The following is a 22,720-nucleotide window of genomic DNA, read 5'->3' as shown; positions in this document are numbered from 1 at the left end:
GGACGTAAATCGTTGGCCGGGTGGCACTTTTGCCGTGAATATGTAGGTATGGAACGCACTTTTGAGGAACTGGTGGCCGAGGCCGAGGCGGTCTCCGTGGAAGGCTGGGACTTTTCCTGGCTGGCGGGGCGGGCCACGGAGGAGCGGCCCTCGTGGGGGTACCAACGCTCCATGAGCGAGCGGTTGGCGAAGGCGTCGGCGGCGCTGGACATCCAGACCGGGGGCGGGGAGGTGCTGGCGGGGGCCGCGCCGCTGCCGCCGGTCATGGTGGCCACGGAGTCCTGGCCGCCGAACGTCGCCAAGGCCACCGCCCTGCTGCATCCGCTCGGCGCCGTCGTGGTGGCCGACGAGGACGAGCCGCCGCTGCCGTTCGCCGATGCGGCCTTCGACCTGGTGACCAGTCGCCATCCGGTGACCGTGTGGTGGTCGGAGATCGCCAGGGTGCTGTGCCCCGGCGGGCGGTATTTCTCCCAGCAGGTCGGCCCCGCCAGTGTGTTCGAGCTGGTCGAGTTCTTCCTGGGGCCGCAGCCGGAGAAGGTACGGCGGGCCCGCCACCCCGAGGACGCCCGACGGGATGCGGAGGCGGCCGGCCTTGAGGTGCTCGATCTGCGTACGCAGTCGCTGCGGACGGAGTTCTTCGACATCGGGGCCGTCGTCTACTTCCTGCGGAAGGTGATCTGGATGGTCCCGGGATTCACCGTCGAGCAATACCGCGATCGGCTGCGGGAGTTGGATGAGTTGATCCGCCGGGAGGGCGCATTCGTCGCGCAGACGAGTCGGTTCCTGATCGAGGCGCGTAAGCCGGAGTGAGGAGCGCGAACGGGGGATCGTCGCGTGGGCCTGGTGCGGCGTGTGAGCGGGGGCCGGCTCAGCGGCGGGCGGCTGAGGCGAGTGTGGCGCGGGCTTCCTGTTCGCAGAGGCCGGTGTGGCGGGCGGCGGCGAGGAGGCGCGCGGAGAGTTCCGGCCCGAGGCCGCATTCGTGGGCGCGGCAGGCGGCCCAGAAGAGGCGGGCGTTGCGCTGACCGGGTGGAGAGCTGCGGACGAAGCGGACGAGGGCACCGGCGGGCTGGGGCGGTACGGCCGGTGGGGCGTCGGGGCGTGCGGGTGGCGTGAGCAGGGCGAGCAGAGCTCGGGGGGCCGGGGCGGGGCGGTCGGGCGAACCCGGGGCGAGGGCGTAACGGCCGTGGACGGTGACCGAGCCGGGGCCGACGAGGTAGCCGCCGGCGCCACGGATGTCGATGCCCGGGGCGAGGCGGCCGACGGAGTTGGGGACCCGCGGGGCCGGCGGTGACGGCGGACCTGTCAGCCAGAGGTGGCGGCCGCCGCTGGGGGTGAGGACCGTGACGGTCGGCGGGAGCGGGAAGCGGTGCGCCTCGGCGATGAACCGGAGGGCGGTGAGGCTGTCGGCGCCGTTCTTGGTGTCGAGGTCGATGCCGATGAGGTGGTGCGGCGGCCGGCCGCAGGCGATGCCGTAGCCGGTGGCCCATGGGGCGGCGGCGAACAGTCTGCGGATGCCGAGGGGGTCGGCGGTGGCGTCGTGCACGCCGTGGCCGGGGCGGCCGCAGCCGCCGCGGCAGGGCGGGGACTCGGGGTGGCCGCGGTGCGGGGAGCGGACGGCGGGCAGTTTGGTGCGGGTCAGCGGAATGACGGCGTAGCCGCGGGCGGCGGCGTTCAGGGCATGCGCGAGGGCGGCGGAGTGCGCATCGGCGGGTGTGATGAGGAGTGGCGAGGAGCCGGGGCTTTGCGGGGGGCCTTCCGGGGCTTCTTCCGGGTGTGGGGCGGTGTCCGCTGCCGGGTGGGGGCGTCGGGGGCGGCTCGGGGGCGGTTCTGTATGGCGTCGTGGCGTGGCCATGGATCTATTTTCGTACGAATGTTCGACGAAGGGAAGGGGGGTGGGCCGCGCGCCGGGGGGCGGCCCGAAAAAATCACGGTTGCCGCAGCCCTTGTGCGGGGCCCCCGACCAGGCTCGGGGCGGCGGAGGGGGTGCTGTGAGGGGCGCGAGTGGGGGCGCCGGGGCGCGGGCTGGGTTTACCCGGGGTTCCTCATGCTTGCGAGGGAATCGACCCTTCCTGACGGGTTCGCCGGGGATTCGGTGGGCAATCCTGAGTTCGCGACGTCGAGACAAGCACCGCGGCAGGTGGCCAACTGCTCGGTGAACAAACGGAGTTCCTGCACTTCAAGAGCTTCCAAAGGGGGGCGCCGGCAAGCGTGGGGCGTCTCCGGATCAATGAGTTCCAGCAGGTTCCGAAGTTGTGTTCCGTAGGAGGAATAGACATGGCAAGCACCCGTACCGCCCGCGTCATCGCCTTTGCGGCCGCCGTGCCTTTCGCGGCCGTCCTCTTCACCGGCGTGGCGCAGGCCGACAACGGCGGCCTTGCGAACAACGGGTCGAGCGCGGCATCGACGAGCCAGTCGGGCAGTGGCGTCGGGGGCAACAACAACGGCAACTCGACGTCCACCCAGCAGGTGGCCAACGGGCCCGGTGCCTCGAACCAGAACAACACCGCGAGCGTGAACGGCTCCGGCTTCACGCAGATCGACCAGGCCAACGAGACCGTCAACTTCAGCAACCTCTGGTGACACACCCCGCCGCTCGGGGAAGCGGCGGATGACCGGCGGGTGACGCGAGGTACGGCGCGGTGGTGAATGGGGCTGCTCTGGGGTCCGCCGCGCCGACCTTGACAGCGAGAGGGTTTCTGACGGACAGTCAGAAACCCTCTCGCTCGTTCGTGCGCCAGGAGGCCGGCGCCCGGCGTGCCGCCACCTGAAGGGGAGGCCACCGACGTGCACCTCGCCCCTACCGCGCGCCAGCAGCGTCTGCGCGCGGAACTCCGTTCCTACTTCCGGGAGCTGATGCCGGACGGCCCGGTCGAGGGCGCCGCGCAGCAACGTGCGCTCCGCCGCCGGATCGGCGCCGACGGCCTCCTGGGCCTGGGCTGGCCGACCGCGTACGGAGGGCAGGGCCGCGGGCCCGACGAACAGTTCGTCTTCTTCGACGAGGCCTACCGCGCGGGCGCACCGGTGTCGATGGTCACGCTGAACACCGTCGGCCCGACGCTGATGGCCTACGGCACCCGGCACCAGAAGGACTACTTCCTGCCGCGCATCCTCAGCGGTGACCTCGTCTTCGCGATCGGCTACACCGAGCCGGAGGCCGGCACCGACCTCGCCTCGCTCCGCACGCGGGCGGTCCGCTCGGGTGACGACTGGCTGATCGATGGCGCCAAGAGCTTCACCAGCAACGCGCAGCAGGCGGACTGGATATGGCTCGCCTGCCGCACCGACCCGGAAGCGCCCAAGCACCGCGGTATCTCGATCCTCCTCGTGCCGACCGACGCACCCGGGTTCACCTGGACCCCGATCGAAACCGTCGGCGGGCTGACGACCACCGCGACCTCCTATGACGGGATCCGGGTACCGGCGGGGAATCTCGTCGGCGAGGAGAACGCCGGCTGGCAGCTGATCACCCACCAGCTCAACCACGAGCGGGTGGCGCTGGCCGCCATCGGGATGCAGGCCGAGGACGCCTTCGACGCGGCGCTGGCGCACGCCACGAGCCCGGACCGTGCGACGGGGCAGCGGCCCGCGGACCAGGCGTGGGTGCGCTCCCGGCTGGCCGAGGCGCACGCCCGGCTGGCCGCCACCCGGCTGCTGAGCTGGCGGCTGGTCGGCGACGTGGGCGCCGGGACGCTCCATCCGGGCGACGCGGCGGGCGTGAAGTTCGCCGGGACGGAGAGCACGGTCGAGGTCTATCGGATGTGCCAGGAAGTGGCCGGTGACGCCGCCCTGGTACGGGCCGGTTCGCCGGGTGCCTTCGGGGACGGCGAGCTGGAGCGGATGAACCGCGCGGCACAGATCAACACCTTCGGGGGCGGGGTGAGCGAGGTGCAGCGGGAGATCGTGGCGACGATGCGGCTCGGGATGCGGAGGGGGCGCCGGTGAGCGGGCGGAGTGCGGAGCGGGCGCCGGGGGCGCGGGCGGACGATGCCCCGGACCCGCTGTACGCGGACCTCAAGCGCTTCGAGGGCCGGGCGACGACCACCGCGGGTGTCGGCAAGGACCCGATCAACGAGCCGATGATCAGGCACTGGTGCGAGGCGATGGGTGATGATCACCCGGCCTACCGGGGGCCCGGTGCGGTCGCTCCGCCGACGATGCTGCAGGCATGGACGATGGGTGGACTGTCCGGTCACACCGACCGTTCGTCGGCGTACGGCGAGCTGTCCGCCCTGCTGGATGCCGCCGGGTGCACTTCCATCGTGGCCACCGACTGCGAGCAGGGGTATCTGCGGCCGCTGCGCCCCGGGGACCGGATCACCTTCGACGCGGTGATCGAGTCGGTGTCCGAGCGCAAGACCACCAAGCTGGGCACCGGGTATTTCGTGACCACCCGCATGGATGTCCACGCCGATGGTGAGCTCGCCGGTACCCATCGCTTCCGAATCCTCAAGTACGCACCGGCCGCCGCGCGACCGACCGGCCCGGCCGCCGCGCGACCGACCGGCCCGGCCGCCGCGCGACCGACCGGCCCGGCCTCCAAGGGAGCGGCAGGAGCCCACACCCCGGCCACCGCCCCAAAGGCGTCCACGCCCCCTGCCGCCCGGCGCCCGCGGCCGGTCGTCAACCGGGACAACGCCGGGTTCTGGGAGGGCGTCGCCGCGCACCGTCTGCTGATCCAGCGGTGCGAGAGCTGCGGGACGCTGCGTTTCCCATGGCTGCCCGGGTGCAACGCGTGCGGGTCGCCGGAGTGGCGGGCCGTCGAGGCGAGCGGGCGGGGAGCCGTCTATTCGTACGTGGTGATGCACCACCCGCCCTTCCCCGCCTTCGCACGCCTCGACCAGGGCTCCGACGCGGCGGGCCCTTACGCGGTGGCGCTCATCGAGCTCGCGGAAGGGGTGCGGATGGTGAGCAACGTCGTCGGGGTGCCGCACGACAAGGTGCGCATCGGGATGCCGGTACGGCTCGAATTCCTGCGTGTGGACGACGAGTTGGAGCTGCCCGTCTTCCGGGCCGAAGGGGACGGCTGAGATGGACTTCACGCCCACGGAGGAGCAGCGGGCCGCGTGCGCTCTGGCCGCGGAGATCTTCACGGACCTGTCCACGCCCGAGCGGCTGTCGGCCCTGGGCACCACCACCGACGGGGACCTGTGGAAAGCCCTGACCGCTGCCGGGCTGCCGGAGGCGGTCGAGGACATCGGGCTGCTCGGCCTGGTCCTGTTGCTGGAGGAGCAGGGGCGGACGACCGCGCAGGTGCCGTTGGCGGCGACCTGCGTCCACGGTCTGCTCGCCGTCGCCGCGCACGGCACCCCTGAGCAGCGTGAGCGGCTGCTGCCTTCGCTGCGCTCGGGGGCGGAGGTGGCAGCCGGCGCCTTCACCCACGGCGGGGCGGCGCCCCCGGTACGGGCGGCCCTGGTGGGGGCGATGCGAGGGGCGCCCCGGTCCGCCCCCTGCGCCGCCCCGGCCCGGCTGACCGGCACCGTCCCCGTCGTGCCCTGGCTGTGCGAGGCCACACTGCTCCTGGTCCCGGACGCCGACCGGCGGCTGTGGCTCGTACGGACCGCGGACGAGGGCGTCGGTGTCGCACCGGTGGCGACCACCGCACCCTGGTCGGCCGGGCGGCTGACCCTGGACGGGGCCCCGGCCGAGCCGCTGGGGGACGCCGTCGGGCCGGCCCCGTACGACGAGGTGCTCGCCACCGCCCGCACCGCCTTCGCCGGTCTGCAGGCCGGTGTCTGCGCCGGCGCCCTGGCACGGGCGGTGGCCCACACCTCCACCCGCGAGCAGTTCGGCCGCCCGCTCTCCACGAACCAGGGTGTCCTGCTGCGCGCCGCCGACGCGTACATGGACACCGAGGCGATCCGGGTCACCGCCTACGAGGCGGCCTGGCGCCGTGACGAGGGCCTGGACGCCGCGCCGCACGCGATGACCGCCGCCTGGTGGGCGGCGGAGGCGGGCATCCGCGTCGTGCACGCCGGCCAGCACCTGCACGGCGGCATCGGGGCAGATGTCACCCACCCCGCCCACCGGCACTTCCTGTGGGGCAGGCAGCTCGGCGCCTACCTCGGGTCCGGAGCTCAACTGCTGGAAGAACTGGGTGAGTTGCTGACTATGAGCCGGATGGAGGAGCCCGCATGACACCGCCCGCCGCCGTCGGGGACGAACTGGCGCCCCTCACCCTTCCCCTCACCCGGACCCTGATCGTCGCCGGGGCCGTCGCCTCGCGTGACTACCAGGACGTGCACCACGACGCGGAGGCCGCAAGGGAGAAGGGCTCCCCGGACATCTTCATGAACATCCTGACCACCAACGGACTGGTCGGCCGCTACATCACCGACGCCTTCGGCCCCCGGGCCGTCCTGCGCAAGGTCGCCATCCGGCTCGGCGCACCCAACTACCCGGGGGACATCATGGTGTTGAGGGGCACGGTCACCGCCGTCGACGGTGACACCGCGCAGGTGCGGATCGTCGGGGCGAACGGGCTGGGCAACCACGTCACCGGCACCGTCACGGTCACCGTCCCCGCCGCCGAAGGCCGGGAGACGGACCGGTGAGCGTGCGCCGCGCCGATGCGCTCGGCGGCCGGGCGGCAATCGCCGGGATCGGGGCCACCGAGTTCTCCAAGGACTCGGGCCGCAGCGAGCTCACACTGGCCGTCGAGGCCGTGCGGGCCGCCCTCGACGACGCCGGCCTCACCCCCGCCGATGTCGACGGCATGGTCACCTTCACCATGGACACCAACCCGGAGATCACCGTCGCCCAGGCGGCCGGCATCGGTGAGCTGTCCTTCTTCTCCCGCGTTCACTACGGAGGCGGTGCGGCCTGCGCCACCGTCCAGCAGGCGGCCATGGCGGTCGCCTCCGGCATCGCCGACGTCGTCGTCTGCTACCGCGCCTTCAACGAGCGATCCGGCCGCCGCTTCGGCTCCGGGGTGCAGCAGCGCGAGCCGTCCGCCGAGGGCGCGGCGCTCGGCTGGAACCTGCCCTTCGGGCTGCTCACCCCCGCCTCCTGGGTCGCCATGGCCGCCCAGCGCTACCTCCACACCTACGGGCTGAGCCCGGACGCCTTCGGGCACGTCGCCGTCACCGACCGCAGGCACGCCGCCCGCAACCCCGCCGCCCACTTCTACGGCAGGCCGATCACCCTCGCCGACCACGCGGCATCCCGCTGGATCGTGGAGCCGCTGCGGCTGCTCGACTGCTGCCAGGAGACCGACGGGGGGCAGGCGATCGTGGTGACCTCCACCGAGCGTGCCCGCGATCTGCGCCGGGCGCCCGCGGTGATCACGGCCGCGGCGCAGGGAGCCGGCCGCGCGCAGGAGCAGATGACCAGCTTCTACCGCGACGCACTGACCGGCCTGCCGGAGATGGGGGTGGTGGCCCGCCAGCTGTGGCGTACGGCGGCTCTGGGACCGTCGGACATCGATGTGGCCATCCTCTACGACCACTTCACCCCGTTCGTGCTGATGCAGCTGGAGGAGTTCGGCTTCTGCGGGCCCGGCGAGGCGTCCGGCCTCGTCGCCGCGGACACGCTGCCGCTGAACACCCACGGCGGGCAGCTCGGCGAGGCGTATCTGCACGGGATGAACGGCATCGCCGAGGCGGCGCGCCAGGTCCGCGGCACGTCCGTCAACCAGACACCCGGCGCCGCCCGGGTACTCGTCACCGCGGGAACCGGAGTGCCGACCTCCGGGCTGATCCTGGGCGCCGACAACTGAACGGGGCATGGGGAGCCCCTCGCGGTCCGGGCGGGACCCTGGCGGACACGCCCTAGGGGGGAGGAGTCGCCCGTCCGCCCTGAGGAGGTGGCGGTGGCACCGCCCGTACAACTTGAGAGGGAGGGTGCTTCGGCACCTGGGGCCGATCCCCGGGGCCTCGCTCACTTCTAGCGTTGAGCCATGACCACGCCAGTGTGCACAAGCGCCTCGAACGCCACTGTGTTCCCGTCGTTCTCCTCCTACGTACGGGACCGGCGGCCGGTGCTGCTGCGCGCTTCGCGCTCCCTCACCGCGAATCCGAACGACGCGGAGGATCTGCTGCAGACCGCGCTCACCAAGACCTTCGTGGCGTGGGAGCGCATCGAGGACCACCGGGCCCTCGACGGCTACGTCCGCCGCGCGCTGATCAATACGCGCACCTCGCAGTGGCGCAAGCGCAAGGTCGAGGAATTCGTCTGCGACGAGCTTCCCGAGCCGGATCCGACGCCGGCCCCGGACCCGGCGGAGCTGCAGGGCCTGCGGGACGCGATGTGGCGCGCGGTGATGCGGCTGCCCGCCCGCCAGCGGGCCATGGTCGTGCTCCGGTATTACGAGGACCTGAGCGAGGCGCAGACCGCGGAGGTCATGGAGGTCTCGGTGGGCACGGTCAAGAGCGCCGTCTCCCGGGCCCTGGCCAAGCTCCGCGAGGACCCGGAACTCGCCCTGTCGGCGTGAGAGTGCGGGCGAGCCACTCGGCAGGTCTGCCGGGCGCTCACCGTCCCCGGTCGGGCAGCAGCCGGCTGACGGCCCGCTCCAGCTCGGCGATGCGCTCGGCAAGCCCCTCGGGCTCCCGGCCCTTGTTGTCGCGCAACGTCAGTTCCAGCTGGGCGAGTTGACCGGAGATCTCCGCCAGTCGCGTCGCGTCGTCGGAGCCGTCGCCCGGGGCGGTATCGGGTTCCGCCGCGTCGCCCGTCGCGGCCGGCCGCGGGCCTTCCGTCAGCACCGGGGTCTTGTCCGCCGCGGGCTCCGCCGGATTCTCCGGGGACGAGTCGTCCTCGGAGACGGGTGCCTCCGGGACACCCTCGGGCGGGCTGTCCGAGGTCAGCAGTCTCTTCAACTGGTCTGCCTGAGCGGCCAGTTGACGGTTCTTGCGGTGCAGGTCCAGGAAGACGTTGACCTTGGTGCGCAGCAGCCACGGATCGAACGGCTTTATCAGGAAGTCGGCGGCGCCCACGGTGTAGCCGCGGTAGGCGTAGTTCGGATCGACCGACGCACCGGTCAGCAGGATGATGGGGACGTCCTTGGTCTGGTCGAGCCCCTTGATGTTGGCGGCGGTCTCGAAGCCGTTCATGCCCGGCATCATCACGTCGATGAGGACGACGGAGAATTCCTCGCGCAGCATCGCCTTGAGCGCTTCCTCCCCCGAGCGGGCGCGGACCACCTTCTGCGTCAGGGAGCTCAGTACGGCTTCGAGGGCGACGAGATTCTCCTCCATGTCGTCGACGATGAGGATGCTGGAGGTGTCCGGTGCTGTGCTCATGACTGCTGCTCCGCCTTTCCCTCGTCGTCCTCCCCGTCGGTGGCCCGGGAGGTGTCCTCCGTGGCATCCGGGGGCTCGCCCTGCGGATCCAGGAGCCGGCAGATGACCGCCAACAGGCCGTCCACATCGACCGGCTTGGGGATGTAGTCGTCGGCCCCGCTCTCGATGGCTTTCTCACGGTCGCCCGGCATGGCCTTGGCGGTGAGCGCGATGACCGGCAGCTCCGCGAACTGCGGCGTGCGCCGCATCGCCTTGATCATCTCGTAGCCGTCCATCTCGGGCATCATGATGTCCATCAGCACCAGGGACACCTCGGGGGCACGGTCGAGGACTTCGAGGCCCTCGCGCCCGTTCTCGGCGTACTTCACGCTGATCCCGACCCGGCCGAGCACATGCGTCAGCGCGAAGACGTTGCGGATGTCGTCATCGACGATCAGGACCAGGCGGTTGGCCAGCACCTTCCCGGCGCGCCCGCTGAGCCACTGCTTGAGCCGGGTCGTCTCCGGCCAGGTGACGTCCCCGCCGTCGGCGGCCCGCGGGGCGGCGGGCGCGGGGCTCGCCGAGGCGGCCGGGGCGGGCGGAGCGGCCGGCGTAGTGCCCGGCGTAGTGCCCGGCGCGGTCTCGGTGCGGGCGGTGATCCGCCCGCCCGGTACGGAGAGCACCGCCCCCGTCGGCGCGGTGCTGCGCGCGGACCGGATCGTGGTGGAGCCCGGGGCGGGGGAGGGACCGGCGTAACGCGCGGGCACATAGAGGGTGAAGGTGGAGCCGACCCCCGGTTCGCTCTCGGCGACGATCCGGCCGCCGAGCAGCGTGGCCATGTCCCTGCTGATGGAGAGGCCGAGGCCGGTACCGCCGTACTTGCGGTTGGTGGTGCCGTCGGACTGCTGGAACGCCTCGAAGATCGCGTCGAGCTTCTCCGGCGGGATGCCGATGCCGGTGTCCTTGACCGAGAAGGCGATCACCGCGTCCGCCTTGCGCAGCGGCTCCTCCTCGAAGTCCAAGTCCGACACCCGTTCGACGCTCAGCTCGACGCCGCCGGACGAGGTGAACTTCACCGCGTTGGACAGCAGATTGCGCAGGATCTGCTGGAGGCGCTGCTCGTCCGAGAACAGCTCGTCCGGCACCTGCGTGCCGACCTGCACATCGAACGAAAGGCCGCGGTCGACGCAGAGCGGCCGGAACGTCGCCCGGACGTATTCCAGCAGCTTGTCCAGCGGCAGCGCCTTGGGGTGCACGTCCATCCGCCCGGCCTCGATCTTCGACAGGTCCAGGATGTCGTTGATCAGCTGGAGCAGATCGGAGCCCGCCCGGTGGATGGTGACGGCGAACTCCACCTCCTGCGAGGAGAGTCGTTGGTCGGGGTTGTCGGCGAGGAGCCGGGAGAGCACCAGCAGGGAGTTGAGCGGGGTGCGCAGCTCGTGCGACATGTTGGCCAAGAACTCCGACTTGTACTGCGACGAGGTGGCCAGCAGTGCCGCCTTCTCCTCCAACTCGGCGTTGGTGAGCTGGAGTTCGTCGGAGCGCTGGCGCAGCTCGGCGGTGAGCCGCTGGGACTCCGAAAGTAGCGCCTCGGTACGGGAGTTGGCGAGGATGGTGTTGATGGAGACGCCGATGGTGTTGACGAACTGATCGATGAAGGCGAGGTGCACCTCGCTGAACCGGCTGAACGACGCCAGTTCGATGACGCCGAGCACCTGGTCCTCGAAGAGGATCGGCAGGATGACGACGGCGGCCGGCGGCGCGGCGCCCAGCCCGGAGCGGATGGTGATGTAGTCCGGCGGGACGGCCTCGACGATGATGCGCCTCTTCTCCGTCGCGGCCTGGGTGATCAGTCCCCATCCGGGGGCGCCGGGGCGGGGGAGCGAGCTGCGGCCCTCGGCCTGCCCGGTGCCGTATCCGGCGATCAGTTCGAGGCCCTCGCCCGGCTCGGCGCCGGCCGCCGCCAGGAAGAAGGCCCCGAACTGCGCGTTCACCAGCGGGGTCAGCTCGCGCAGGATCAGGTCGGCGACCTCGACCAGGTTGCGGTGGCCCTGCATGAGGCCGGCGATGCGGGTGAGGTTGGACTCCAGCCAGTCCTTGGCCCGGGTGGTCTCGCGGAGGTTGGCCACCATGAGGTTGACGTTGTTCTTCAGGGCGGCGACCTCCCCCTGGGCCTCCACCGAGATGGAGCCGGACATGTCGCCCTGGGTGACGGCGCTGGCGACCTCGGCGATCGCACGCACCTGGGTGGTGAGGTTGAGCGCCAGCTCGTTGACGCTGGTGGTCAGCCGCTTCCACGTCCCGTAGACGCCTTCCACCCTGGCCTGGCCGCCCAACTGCCCCTCGCTGCCCACCTCGCGGGCCACGCGGGTCACCTCGGAGGAGAACGAGGACAGGGTGTCGACCATCGTGTTGATGGTGGTCTTCAGCTCCAGGATCTCGCCGCGGGCGTCGACGTCGATCTTCTTCGAGAGGTCGCCCTTTGCGACGGCGGTGGCGACCTGGGCGATGTTGCGGACCTGGGAGGTGAGGTTGTCGGCCATGGAGTTGACGTTGTCGGTGAGGTTCTTCCAGACCCCGGAGACGCCGTGGACCTGTGCCCGGCCGCCGAGCCTGCCCTCGGTGCCGACCTCGCGGGCGACGCGGGTGACCTCGTCGGCGAACGCCCGCAGCTGCTGGACCATCGTGTTCACGGTGTCCTTCAGCTCAAGGACCTCGCCGCGGGCGTCCACGTCGATCTTCTTCGACAGGTCGCCGTTGGCGACGGCCGTGGTCACCTGGGCGATGTTGCGGACCTGCGAGGTGAGGTTGAGCGCCATGAAGTTGACGCTGTCGGTGAGGTCCTTCCAGACCCCGGACGCCCCCCTGACCTGCGCCTGACCGCCCAGGTTGCCCTCGGTTCCGACCTCGCGGGCGACGCGGGTGACCTCGTCGGCGAAGGCGGAGAGCTGGTCGACCATCGTGTTGATCGTCGACTTCAGCTCCAGGATCTCGCCCTTCGCCTCGACGGTGATCGTCTTGCCGAGGTCGCCCTCGGCGACGGCGGTGGCGACCTGGGCGATGTTGCGGACCTGGGAGGTGAGGTTGTCGGCCATGAAGTTGACGCTCTCGGTGAGGTCCTTCCAGACCCCGGAGACGCCGCGTACCTGTGCCCGGCCGCCGAGCTGGCCTTCGGTGCCGACCTCGCGGGCGACGCGGGTGACCTCGTCGGCGAAGGCGGAGAGCTGGTCGACCATCGTGTTGATCGTCGACTTCAGCTGGAGGATCTCGCCCCGCGCGTCCACCGTGATCTTCTGGCTCAGGTCGCCGTTGGCGACGGCCGTCGTCACCTGCGCGATGTTGCGGACCTGCCAGGTCAGGTTGGACGCCATGAAGTTCACGTTGTCCGTGAGGTCCTTCCAGACCCCGGAGACGCCGCGTACCTGTGCCCGGCCGCCGAGCTGGCCTTCGGTACCGACCTCACGGGCCACTCGGGTGACCTCGTCGGCGAACGCCCGCAGCTGGTCGACCATCTTGTTCACGGTGAGCTTCAGCTCCAGCAGCTCGCCGGTGGCCTCCACGGTGACCTGCTGCGTCAGGTCGCCGCGTGCCACCGCCGTGGTGACGACCGCGATGTCGCGCACCTGCGCCGTCAGACGCGACGCCATGGTGTTGACCGCCTCCGTCACATGCAGCCAGTCGCCCGAGAGGCCCTGCGCCTTGGCCCGGCCGCCCAGCCGTCCCTCGGTGCCGACCTCGCGGGCGACGCGGGTGACCTCGCCGGTGAAGAGCGAGAGCTGGTCGACCATTCGGTTGACGCCGCTGCCCAGACGGCGCAGATCGCCGCGCATCTGCCTTTTGCCGTCGTGCAGGTCGACATGCTGGGTCAGATCGCCGTCCGCCACCGCGTCCAGCACCCGGGTGGCCTTCGCCACCGGCACCACGAGCGCTTCCAGCACGGTGTTGGCCGCGTCGACGTTCGCCGCCCAGGTCCCCTGCCCGGGGCTGGCGGTGATCCGTTCGTCCAGCCGGCCCTGCCGGATGATCTCCCCCCGCACCCGCTCCATCTCCTGGGCCAGGTGGGCGTTCCGCGCGACGATCCGGTTGAAGACGCCGGTCATGTCGGCGACCACACCGTCGTCGGGGCTCGCCACCCGGGCCGAGAAGTCGCCGTCGCACAGGGCGTTCATCGCCGCGAGCAGGGGCCGCAGCGCACTCGTGCGCACCCACTGCCCGTCGGGCGAGGTGACCGGACCGGCCGGGGTGGCCGGCGCCGACGTGTCCGGCGGGTCGGGGGCGTCGGGGGAGTCCGGGGGCGAAGAGGCGGCATCAGGCCGGGCCGGGTCGAGTGCCATGGCGCACCATCCCCCCAATGATCCTTTTGGGCATGTATGTCATAGTATAAAGCGCCCGTCACTCCTTCTTCCCCGGTGCACCCAGGGGGCGCAGTGGGACAACTGTCCGCTCACGCGACTCAGTCGGTGTCCCGAAAGGGGCTGCCGGCGAATCCACTCGCGCCCTCCGCCGCCAGGAAGTTCGTCCGGGCCGTACTGACCGGGCGCACCAGGACGGTGTCCGAACCCGCTGACGCGGCCGCGAGCGCCTTCGCGGAAGCGCTCACCGAGGACCTCGCGGACGATGTCTCGCTGCTGGTCAGCGAGCTGGTGACCAACGCGGTGATGTACGCGGGCACCGAGATCGACGTGCTCTGCCGTATGGAGCAGCGGGCACCGGCCCCGCCCGGGGATCCGGCCGCAAACGGGCCCGGCGGCATCGTCGTCGAGGTCACCGACCGTCACCCCTCCCGGATGGTGCGGGGCGGCGTGGACGCCCGCCACGACGAGCCCGGCTACGGCCTCCAGCTCGTCGGCGCCCTGGCGGAGGAGTGGGGAGTCACCTACCGCCACGCGGAGAAGACCGTGTGGTTCCGCCTGGCCATCGCCGAGCGGGAGCGCGGGACGGCGCCGCCGACCCCGGCCGGCGCCCACGAGCCCGGCGTCGACGGGACACCCCGTCCCGCCGAGCCGCTTCCCGCCGTCGCGCCGTCCGTGGAGCCGCCGCCCGCTGCGGCAGCCCCCGCCGAGCCCCCGCCCGCAGCGGCGCCCCCGGTCGAGTCGCCCACCGCCGAGCCGTCGGTGAGCCTCTCCCATGCCCACGCGCACCCGCACACGCGTTACGCCGCCGAGTGGGCCGACCGCGGCGGCCCTTCGTTCCTCGCCGAGACCAGCGAACTCCTGGCCGGGCAGCTCGACCAGGACATGGTCACCGCGCTCGCCGCCCAGCTGCTCGTCCCCCGGCTGGCCGACTGGTGCGGCATCTGGCTGACCAGCGAGGGCCCGGAGATGCAGCTGTCCCGCGTCTGGCACGTGGACGAGCAACGCATCAACCCCCTGCGCGCCGAACTGGAGCGCGATCCGCCGGCAGTCGCGGTACGGACGGCAGGGACTCCGTGGCCCTGGCCGGAGAGCGCGGGCGACGATCCCGGCGGCGGCTCCGCACTGGCCTTCCCCCTGGTCGCCCGTGACACCGACCAGGGCCTTCTGCTGCTCGGCCGGTCGGGACAGCTGCTGATGACGGACGCGGTGGTGCGGATGGTGGAGGACGTGGCGCGCAGGGTGGCCCAGGCCGTCTTCACCGCCCGCCAGTACACCCGGCAGACCACCATCAGCCGGGCCCTCCAGCGCAGGCAGCTGCCCGCGTCGCTGGCCAGGATCGCCGGTGTCGACACCGCGATCGTCTACGAGCCGCACGGCGAGGGCCAGACCGTCGGCGGCGACTTCTACGACATCTTCTCGATGGGCGACGGGCGCTGGTGCTTCCTCCTCGGGGACGTCCAGGGCAAGGACCCGGAGGCGATGTCGGTCACCGGGCTGGCCCGCCACCTGGTGCGCCTGCTGGCCCGTGAGGGCCACGGCGTCGAGTCGGTGCTCGGCCGGTTGAACGTCGCCATGGCCGAGGAGAGCGCGGAGGCCGTGGCGATCGGCGGCGAACTCGCCAGCTCCCGCTTCCTGAGCCTGCTCTACGGAGAGCTGGAGGTCGACCCGGGCGGCGCCGGCGCACGCGGCACGGTCGCCAGTGCCGGCCACCCGCTGCCCCTGCACCTCTCCGCCGAGGGGTCCGTCACGACGACCGGCGACCCCCAGATGCTCCTCGGCATCGACGAGGGCGCCGAATTCCGGGCCAGCCCCTTCATCCTTGCGCCGGGGGAGACCCTGGTGTGCGTCACCGACGGCGTCACCGAACGCCGCTGCGGCAACTGGCAGCTGGACGACAACGACGGCCTTGCCGAGGTGCTGCGCGAGGGCACCGGGATGGGTGCCAAGGCGATGGCGGAGCACGTACGGCGGGCGGCACACGATTTCGGCGTGGGCCCGGTCGAGGACGACCTCTCGGTGCTGGTCCTGCAGGCCGCGCCGAACGAATCCGGCCGCTCCCGCTGAAATGCGACGGGAGTCTTTTCTCGCGGCAATTATCAGATATCCGCCAGCGGGGCTGTCATCACCCTTTCGGGGAATTGTTGCAGACTCGTCCCGCCCGCTAGTTTCGTCAATGGCGAAAAGGTGGTGCCGACGCAAACGAGGAAGCAGTGGCTCCGGTGAATTTGCATTCAAAGGCGCGAGTTCAAGTGACGATTTCCTTGACGAGTTCACCGACCGGGGTGGGTCGCGAAAGCCCGGAGGATCCGCAGCTGTCGGACGCGAGGAGCAGCATGAAGTGCACGTCATGGGCTGGTACGGGTAGGGCGCGAAGCCCTACGGAAGGAAAAGGAGCCGTCACCTCGCTCGCGCTGAAGTCTCGTTCTTCTCCGGTGCGGGCGAGGTGCGGCACGGCTTCGATGCGCCTTCCGGAAGAGTTTTTGAACGAGATCGGAGGTGTATTTCTCCCGAGGGTTTACAGGCGCTCTTGGGATTCGACTCTTCTGCGTGAAGCAGAGGCTTCCTGAGAGTGTCGGGCCGGACCATTTCCTCCGTGGTCCGGCCTGCCTCTCCGGAATATCCGGCTCCTGCGGCAGAAGAGAAACGACGCCCCGGCGGGAGGGCCCTCGCCGGGGCGTTCCGCCGCCCAGAGCCCGAGGGGGACGAGCCTCCGCCGGCCTCCGCCCGCCGCCGGCCGGGCGGGCTCGCCCCGGCGCGGCCCCGGCGGCGAACGATAAAGAACACATCTCAAGGGCGTGACATACCGCCCGGTACGCGTCGAGAATCGCAGCACCACTACCCGCCCGTAACAAGCGGAGGCACCCGGTGCTCAGCACGATGCAGGACGTACCGCTCACGGTCTCGCGAATCCTTGCCCATGGGGCGACCGTCCATGGCGAGTCCCAGGTCGTCACCTGGACCGGCGCAGAACCGCACCGGCGCTCGTTCGCCGAGGTCGGCAGCCGCGCCGGGCAACTCGCCCACGCCCTGCGCGACGAACTCGGGGTAGCCGCCGAGGAGCGCGTGGCAACTCTCATGTGGAACAACGCCGAACACCTGGAGGCGTATCTCGCGATCCCCTCCATGGGCGCGGTGCTGCACACCCTCAACCTCCGGCTGCCCGCCGAGCAGCTGACGTGGATCGTCAACCACGCCGCGGACCGGGTCGTGCTCGTCAACGGCACCCTGATCCCGCTCCTCGCCCCGCTGCTGCCGCACCTGCCCACCCTGGAGCACATCGTCGTCGCCGGCCCCGGCGACCGCTCCCTCCTCCAGGGCACCGAGGTACGGGTGCACGACTACGAAGAGCTGATCGACGGGCGTGCCGAGCGCTACCCCTGGCCGCAGATCGACGAGAGGCAGGCGGCGGCCCTCTGCTACACCTCCGGGACGACCGGCGACCCCAAGGGAGTGCTCTACAGCCACCGCTCCCTGTACCTGCACTCCCTGCAGGTCAACAACGCCGAGGCGTTCGCGCTGAGCTCCCGCGACACCGCACTGCCGGTCGTGCCGATGTTCCACGTCAACGCCTGGGGCCTGCCGCACGCCGCGTTCATGGCCGGCGCGTCCCTGCTGATGCCCGACCGCTTCCTGCAGCCCACCCCGCTCGCCGAGATGATCGAGACCGTACGCCCCACCATCGGCGCCGCGGTGCCCACCATCTGGCAGGGCCTGCTCGCCGAACTGGACGCGAAGCAGCGCGATGTCTCCTGCCTGCGCACGGTCATCATCGGCGGCTCCGCCTGCCCGCCCGTGCTGATGCGCGGCTTCGAGGAGCGGCACGGCATCCGCGTCGTGCACGCCTGGGGCATGACCGAGACGTCCCCGCTGGGCTGTGTCTCCCACCCGCCGGCCGGCGTGAGCGGCGAGGAGGAGTGGACCTACCGCGCCACCCAGGGCCGCTTCCCCGCCTCCGTCGAGGCGCGGCTGATCGGCCCCGGCGGCGAGGAACTGCCCTGGGACGGCGAGTCCGCCGGTGAACTGGAGGTCCGCGGACCGTGGATCGCGGGCTCCTACTACGGCGGCGCCCAGGGCGAACCGCTGCGCCCCGAGGACAAGTTCAGCCCGGACGGCTGGCTGCGCACCGGTGACGTCGGCACCATCACGCACAACGGCTATCTGACGCTGACCGACCGCGCCAAGGACGTCATCAAGTCCGGCGGCGAATGGATCTCCTCCGTCGAGCTGGAGAACCACCTGATGGCCCACCCGGACGTCGCCGAGGCCGCGGTGGTCGCCGTACCGGACGACAAGTGGGGCGAGCGTCCGCTGGCGACGGTGGTCCTGGTGGACGGCGCCGCCATCGGCTACGAGGAGCTGAAGGCGTTCCTCGGCGAGCGCATCGCGCGCTGGCAGCTGCCGGAACGGTGGGCGGTGATCCCCGCGGTGCCGAAGACGAGCGTCGGCAAGTTCGACAAGAAGGTGCTGCGCCGGCAGTACGCGGACGGGGATCTGGACGTGACGACCCTCGGCTGAGCCGACGAGCGAGCGGGGGCCCAAGGCGGGCCCCTCCGGGGTTGCCGTAGGGGAGGGGGCTGCCGTAGGGGAGGCCCCTCCCCTGTGCGCCGCCCGTCGGGCCGTTCGGTCAGGCCGCCCCGGGCCGTTCCGTCAGTTCGTGCCGATCTTGGCGAGCAGGTCGACGATCCGGGCCTGCACCTCGGCGCTCGTGGAGCGCTCCGCAAGGAAGAGCACCGTCTCACCCGCCGCGAGCCGCGGCAGCTGGGCCGGGTCCATGTCCGCGGAGGTGTAGACGACCAGCGGAGTGCGGTCGAGCAGCCCGTTGGCACGCAGCCAGTCCACGATGCCGGCCCGACGGCGCCGCACCTGCAGCAGGTCCATCACGACCAGGTTCGGCCGCATCTGCGTCGCGAGGGTGACCGCGTCGGTGTCCGCGTCGGCCCGTGCGACCTGCATCCCGCGCCGCTCCAGCGATGCGGTCAGCGCGCCCGCGATGGCGTCGTTCTGCTCGATCAGCAGCACCCGCGGGGGGTGCTGCTCACTGTCGCGCGGGGCGAGGGCCTTGAGGAGCACCGCGGGGTCGGCGCCGTACGCCGCCTCCCGGGTGGCTTGCCCGAGGCCCGCGGTCACCAGCACCGGAACCTCTGCCGCGCCGGCCGCCTGGCGCAGCGACTGGAGCGCGGTGCGGGTGATCGGCCCGGTCAGCGGGTCGACGAACAGCGCGGCCGGATAGGCCGCGATCTGCGCGTCCACCTCCTCGCGGGAGTTGACGATCACCGGGCGGTAGCCGCGATCGCTCAGCGCCTGCTGGGTGGAGACGTCCGGCGCGGGCCAGACCAGCAGCCGCCGCGGATTGTCCAGCGGCTCCGGCGGCAACTCGTCGTCCATGGGCGGCGGCTGACGGTTCATCACCTCTATGGCGCCGTTCGGGCCGTCCAGCGGCTCGGGGCCCTCGCTGCCCTCGTCGGGCGCCGAGATGGCGAAGGCACGCCCCTCGCCGACGTCCATCAGATGCGGCTGCGGCGCCGCGGCCTGCGGCTTCGGCTGCGCCGTGTGCTGCTGGTGCTGCGGATGCTGCTGGGGCTGTTGCGGGGCAGGGGAGGGCTGCGTCGGCTGCGGGCGACCGCCTTGGGTGGCCGAGGAGTCCGCGGCCGCGGCCCGCTCACCCTCCTGCGGGGGCGCGGCGAGCTTGCGACGGCGCCCCGACCCGGCGGACGTGCCACCGGGCGGAGTGCTGCCCGGCGGCACCGCCGCACGCTGCTGGTCGGAGATCTGCTGAGCGAACGGCACGCCCTGGCCGAGCGTGCGCACGCTGAACGCCCGCTCCTGGGGATGGCCGGGCGGCAGACCCCCGGCGTCCTCGGCGGGCGGCAGCGGCTGCCGGGGCACCGGCGGCTGTCCCTGCGCGGGCTCCGGGGCCTGCTCCGGGGCGTGGCCCGGCGCCTGGCCGGGCGGCTCCTCGACGGGGCTGGGACGCCCACGGCGGCGGCCCGTCGGAGCGGGCGCGCCGGGAGCGGCGGCGTCCGCGGCCGGGGCGATCCCGGGCGCCGCGCCGGTCACCGTACCGGTCGCCTCGGCCGGCTCGGAGGGCTGCGCCACGAGCCCTTCCGGGCCCGCAACGAACGTGCCGGACGCTTCGGAATCGGCCATCGCGGCGGCCGCCCGCTCCTCGGCGGCGGCCCGCCTCGCACGCCTGCGGCCGGTCGGCTCGGCCTCCCAATCGCCTTGTGCGTCCACGTGGTTGCCCGACGCTTCGAGAGCGAGTCCGTGCTGCTCACCCGGCGCCTGGTCCGGGCCGCCCGCCACCGCGCGACGCGCCCGGCGCCGACCGGTGCCGCCGCCGTCCTGCGGGCCCGCCTGCGCGGGCAGGGACGGCGCAGTCTGCGGGGACCGGTCCGCCGCTGCGGGCGGCAACGCGAACGCGGTACGCGCCCCGGCGGGCGACAGGGAGTCCGCGGACCGCGCGGAAGACGGGTGCGGCGCGCCGCCCGACTGCGGTGCGGCGTCGGACGGGTGCGCCGGGCCCTGGTCGCCCGCCGCGGCCCGCTCGGGCGCCTCGGCCAGCGCGCGGCGCGCACGCCGTCCGGCCGGCTGCACCGGCGACAGGCCCTGTGGCCCGCCATGACTCTGATCGTGTGCCTGCGCCTGTGGCGCAGCAGGTGCTGGTGCTGACGCAGCCGGTGCGGCGGGGCTGTGCGGTGCGCTCTGCGCACCCGGGGGGAGCGCGGGCAGCGCGCCGCCCTCCGGTCCCGCCTGACGTGCCCGCCGCCGACCGCTCGGCGGAACGGCTTCGGCGCCCGGAGGCACCGCCGGGCCGGCCGTGCCAGGACGGCCGCCGTGACTGTCGCCGTCGGAGCCGCCCACGGCGTTGCCATGCTGCGGCTGCGCACTCACCCCGCCGCCCGCCGTACCGGAGCCCGTGGCGCCGTGCGGGTCGCCGCCCGCGGCTGCCGGGGCCGTACCGCGGTCGTCCGCGGCGGCCGGGTCCTGTCCGTTTCGGGGGTCCGGCCCCGGGCCCAGCGCCCGCGGGCCACCGGACGTGTCGCCCTGCTCCGCGCCGGAGTGCCGCGCCCGCCGACGACCGGTCGGCTGCGCGCCGTTCGCCTGGGCCGGCAACGCCACGCCGCCGCCGTCCGAAGGGCTCTGCCCCGTGGCGCCGCCGCCGGTGCCGTCGGAGCCGGCCGGACCCGGGCGGCCACCGGAGCCTCCCGAGCCACCGGTGCCCCCGCCGTCACCGCCCTCCGTGCCGTCGTCGCCCTGCTGCCGGACGCCCGCGCCGTCGGTCCCGTCCGGCGCCTGCGTGCCGCGCGCACGGGCCGCCGGAACCGGCATCACCGTCGTCTCGTTGCCGGTCGTCTCCGGCACGCTCTCCGGCTGCGCCGCCGCGCCGTCCGCCGCCATCGGCAGCTCCAGCACATACGCGCTGCCGCCCGCGCCCGGCGCACCCGGCACGTCGTGCGTCTGCACCAGGCCGCCGTGCTGCCGCACGATCCCGCGGACGATCGGCCCGTGGACCGGGTCCCCGCCGCCGTACGGCCCGCGCACCTCGATCCGTACGACGTCACCGCGCTGGGCGGCCGCCACCACGATCGTCGAGTCGCCGGGGACCGGCCCCGGCCGCGCGCCCGCTTCCCCGGTGGCGGCCGACATCCGGCCCGTGGAGTCCACACCCGCGACGTCCGCGATGAGATGCGACAGGGCCTGGGCGATCCGGTCGGCGTCGACGGTGGCCTCTATGGGCGGCGCGTGCACCGCGAACTGTGCCCGACCGGGCCCGATCAGCTCGATCGCGCCCTCCACGCCCGCCGCGACGACGCCGTCGAGCGAGACCTTCGCGCGGTTGAGCCGGTCCGTGCCGGAGTCCAGCCGCTGATAGCTCAGGACGTTGTCCACCAGCGTCGTCATCCGGGCGTGCCCGGCGGCGAGGTGATGCAAGATCTGGTTCGCCTCGGGCCAGAGCTGCCCGGCGGGGTCGGAGGCGAGCGTGCTCAGCTCGCCGTTCAGCTCCTCCAGCGGCCCGCGCAGCGCCTGGTCGAGCACGGCGAGCAGCTGGGCGTGCCGGGCCGCCAGCGCGTCGTACGGGCGGCGGTCGGTGAACGTCATCACCGCGCCGACGAGCTGTTCGCCGTCCCGCACCGGCGCCGTCGTCAGATCCACGGCCACCGCGCGCCCGTCCTTCGCCCACAGCGCCTGCCCCCGCACCCGGTGCTTGCGCCCGGACTTGAGCGTGTCGGCGAGCGGCGTGTCCTCCCACGGCAGCGGTGAGCCGTCCGCCCGCGAGTGGTGGATCAGCGGGTGCAGCTCCTTGCCGCCCAGCTCGCTCGCCCGGAAGCCCAGGATCTGCGCGGCGGACGGATTGACCAGGACGACCTTGCCCTCGGCGTCGACCCCGACGACACCCTCGGCCGCGGCCCGCAGGATCATCTCGGTCTGCCGCTGCTGGCGCGCCAGCTCGGTCTCGGTGTCCAGCGTCCCGGTCAGATCGCGGACGACGAGCATCAGCAGCTCATCGCCGGTGTAGCCGGTCCGGTGCTCGGCGTACGCGGCCTCGAAGGCGGACTCGTACGGCGTGCGGCCGTCCTCGAGGTTGGCGCTGGTCACCTCGACCAGCAGCTCCGTGCCGTCGGTACGCCGCGCCACCATCCGGGTCGGCTTGGTGCGCGGGCCGTCGGTCTCCTCGTCCCGGCGCCGCATGGAGCCGGGGATGCGCTTGGAGTCGAAGGTCGGCAGCAGATCGAGGAGGCCACGCCCGACCAGGGCGGTGCCCGGCGCCTCGAAGGTCTCCAGGGCAATGGTGTTGGCGTTGACGACCGTGCCGTTGCAGTTGACGAGCAACAGCGCGTCCGGGAGGGCATCGAGTATGGCTGCGAGGCGAGCAGCGCCTCGGGATGGCCTGCTGCTCACGACGACGCTTCCTCCCTGTTACCGCACCTTGCCGACCCACCGTGGCAGGTCGCTGGAATGGAGTCTACGGGCACTTGCCCGGGACGCGGAGGCGGATGACGAGGAGGTAATGCCACGGCTGTGTGCGACTCACCGCACGCCGGACATGTGCCCCGCGTCCTGATCTGCCGCGCCACTCCGTCACGAATCGGCCCATCAACAGCCCCCCGACCGGGGCGCGACCACGCGCCACGCCGGACCACGCCCGCACGC

General features: G+C 72.5%; 14 protein-coding genes. 10 read left to right on the top strand and 4 right to left on the bottom strand.

The genetic code is table 11. The annotated features are described in order from the left end of the window. The first annotated feature begins 48 nt into the window (after positions 1-48). Complete coding sequence (locus tag ACH4FH_RS03525) at positions 49-810, top strand: class I SAM-dependent methyltransferase (RefSeq protein WP_398554069.1); 762 nt, start codon at positions 49-51, stop codon at positions 808-810. Between the two features lie 58 nt (positions 811-868). On the opposite strand, the gene ACH4FH_RS03520 is transcribed toward ACH4FH_RS03525, so the two are convergent. After that, on the bottom strand, positions 869-1,852 hold the full coding sequence (locus tag ACH4FH_RS03520; protein ID WP_398554068.1) for a bifunctional DNA primase/polymerase: 984 nt from the start codon (positions 1,850-1,852) through the stop codon (positions 869-871). A 422-nt stretch (positions 1,853-2,274) separates the two neighbouring features. Here ACH4FH_RS03520 and ACH4FH_RS03515 point away from each other — a divergent pair, with 422 nt between their 5' ends. The 7 genes from ACH4FH_RS03515 (at position 2,275) to ACH4FH_RS03485 (ending at position 8,428) form a co-directional block, all read left to right on the top strand. After that, positions 2,275-2,580 carry a hypothetical protein gene (locus ACH4FH_RS03515; protein WP_398554067.1) on the top strand — a complete coding sequence of 102 codons (306 nt, stop codon included), beginning with the start codon at positions 2,275-2,277 and terminating at the stop codon, positions 2,578-2,580. Between the two features lie 204 nt (positions 2,581-2,784). Then, entirely contained in the window at positions 2,785-3,942 is a 1,158-nt protein-coding gene (locus tag ACH4FH_RS03510; protein ID WP_398554391.1) for an acyl-CoA dehydrogenase family protein, read from the top strand. Next, entirely contained in the window at positions 3,939-5,027 is a 1,089-nt protein-coding gene (locus ACH4FH_RS03505) for an OB-fold domain-containing protein (RefSeq protein ID WP_398554066.1), read from the top strand. The genes ACH4FH_RS03510 and ACH4FH_RS03505 overlap by 4 nt, the downstream gene beginning before the upstream one ends. 1 nt (position 5,028) lies before the next feature. Continuing rightward, positions 5,029-6,135 carry an acyl-CoA dehydrogenase family protein gene (locus ACH4FH_RS03500; protein WP_398554065.1) on the top strand — a complete coding sequence of 369 codons (1,107 nt, stop codon included), beginning with the start codon at positions 5,029-5,031 and terminating at the stop codon, positions 6,133-6,135. Further along, positions 6,132-6,551, top strand: coding sequence for a MaoC family dehydratase (locus tag ACH4FH_RS03495; RefSeq protein ID WP_398554064.1), 420 nt, complete (start codon positions 6,132-6,134; stop codon positions 6,549-6,551). The genes ACH4FH_RS03500 and ACH4FH_RS03495 overlap by 4 nt, the downstream gene beginning before the upstream one ends. Next, entirely contained in the window at positions 6,548-7,714 is a 1,167-nt protein-coding gene (locus ACH4FH_RS03490) for a lipid-transfer protein (RefSeq protein ID WP_398554063.1), read from the top strand. Before ACH4FH_RS03495 ends, ACH4FH_RS03490 begins: the two co-directional genes overlap by 4 nt. Positions 7,715-7,894: 180 nt before the next feature. Further along, positions 7,895-8,428: a SigE family RNA polymerase sigma factor gene (locus tag ACH4FH_RS03485; protein ID WP_398554062.1), complete on the top strand. Its 534-nt coding sequence runs from the start codon at positions 7,895-7,897 to the stop codon at positions 8,426-8,428. 37 nt (positions 8,429-8,465) lie between these two features. On the opposite strand, the gene ACH4FH_RS03480 is transcribed toward ACH4FH_RS03485, so the two are convergent. Further along, entirely contained in the window at positions 8,466-9,233 is a 768-nt protein-coding gene (locus ACH4FH_RS03480) for a two-component system response regulator (RefSeq protein WP_398554061.1), read from the bottom strand. Continuing rightward, on the bottom strand, positions 9,230-13,381 hold the full coding sequence (locus tag ACH4FH_RS03475) for a HAMP domain-containing protein (RefSeq protein ID WP_398554390.1): 4,152 nt from the start codon (positions 13,379-13,381) through the stop codon (positions 9,230-9,232). Before ACH4FH_RS03475 ends, ACH4FH_RS03480 begins: the two co-directional genes overlap by 4 nt. A 291-nt stretch (positions 13,382-13,672) precedes the next feature. On the opposite strand from ACH4FH_RS03475, the gene ACH4FH_RS03470 reads away from it, so the two are divergent. Next, on the top strand, positions 13,673-15,631 hold the full coding sequence (locus tag ACH4FH_RS03470; RefSeq protein WP_398554060.1) for a SpoIIE family protein phosphatase: 1,959 nt from the start codon (positions 13,673-13,675) through the stop codon (positions 15,629-15,631). Between the two features lie 801 nt (positions 15,632-16,432). Continuing rightward, on the top strand, positions 16,433-18,082 hold the full coding sequence (locus ACH4FH_RS03465; protein WP_398554059.1) for a long-chain fatty acid--CoA ligase: 1,650 nt from the start codon (positions 16,433-16,435) through the stop codon (positions 18,080-18,082). A 132-nt stretch (positions 18,083-18,214) separates the two neighbouring features. Here ACH4FH_RS03465 and ACH4FH_RS03460 read toward each other — a convergent pair whose 3' ends face one another. Then, positions 18,215-22,468, bottom strand: a complete 4,254-nt coding sequence (locus tag ACH4FH_RS03460) for a PAS domain-containing protein (protein WP_398554058.1) — start codon at positions 22,466-22,468, stop codon at positions 18,215-18,217. Between the last annotated feature and the right edge of the window lie 252 nt (positions 22,469-22,720).

The organism is Streptomyces sp. NPDC017993, assembly GCF_044328065.1.
Lineage (GTDB): Bacteria > Actinomycetota > Actinomycetes > Streptomycetales > Streptomycetaceae > Streptomyces.
This window is presented reverse-complemented; position numbering and strand designations above follow the sequence as displayed.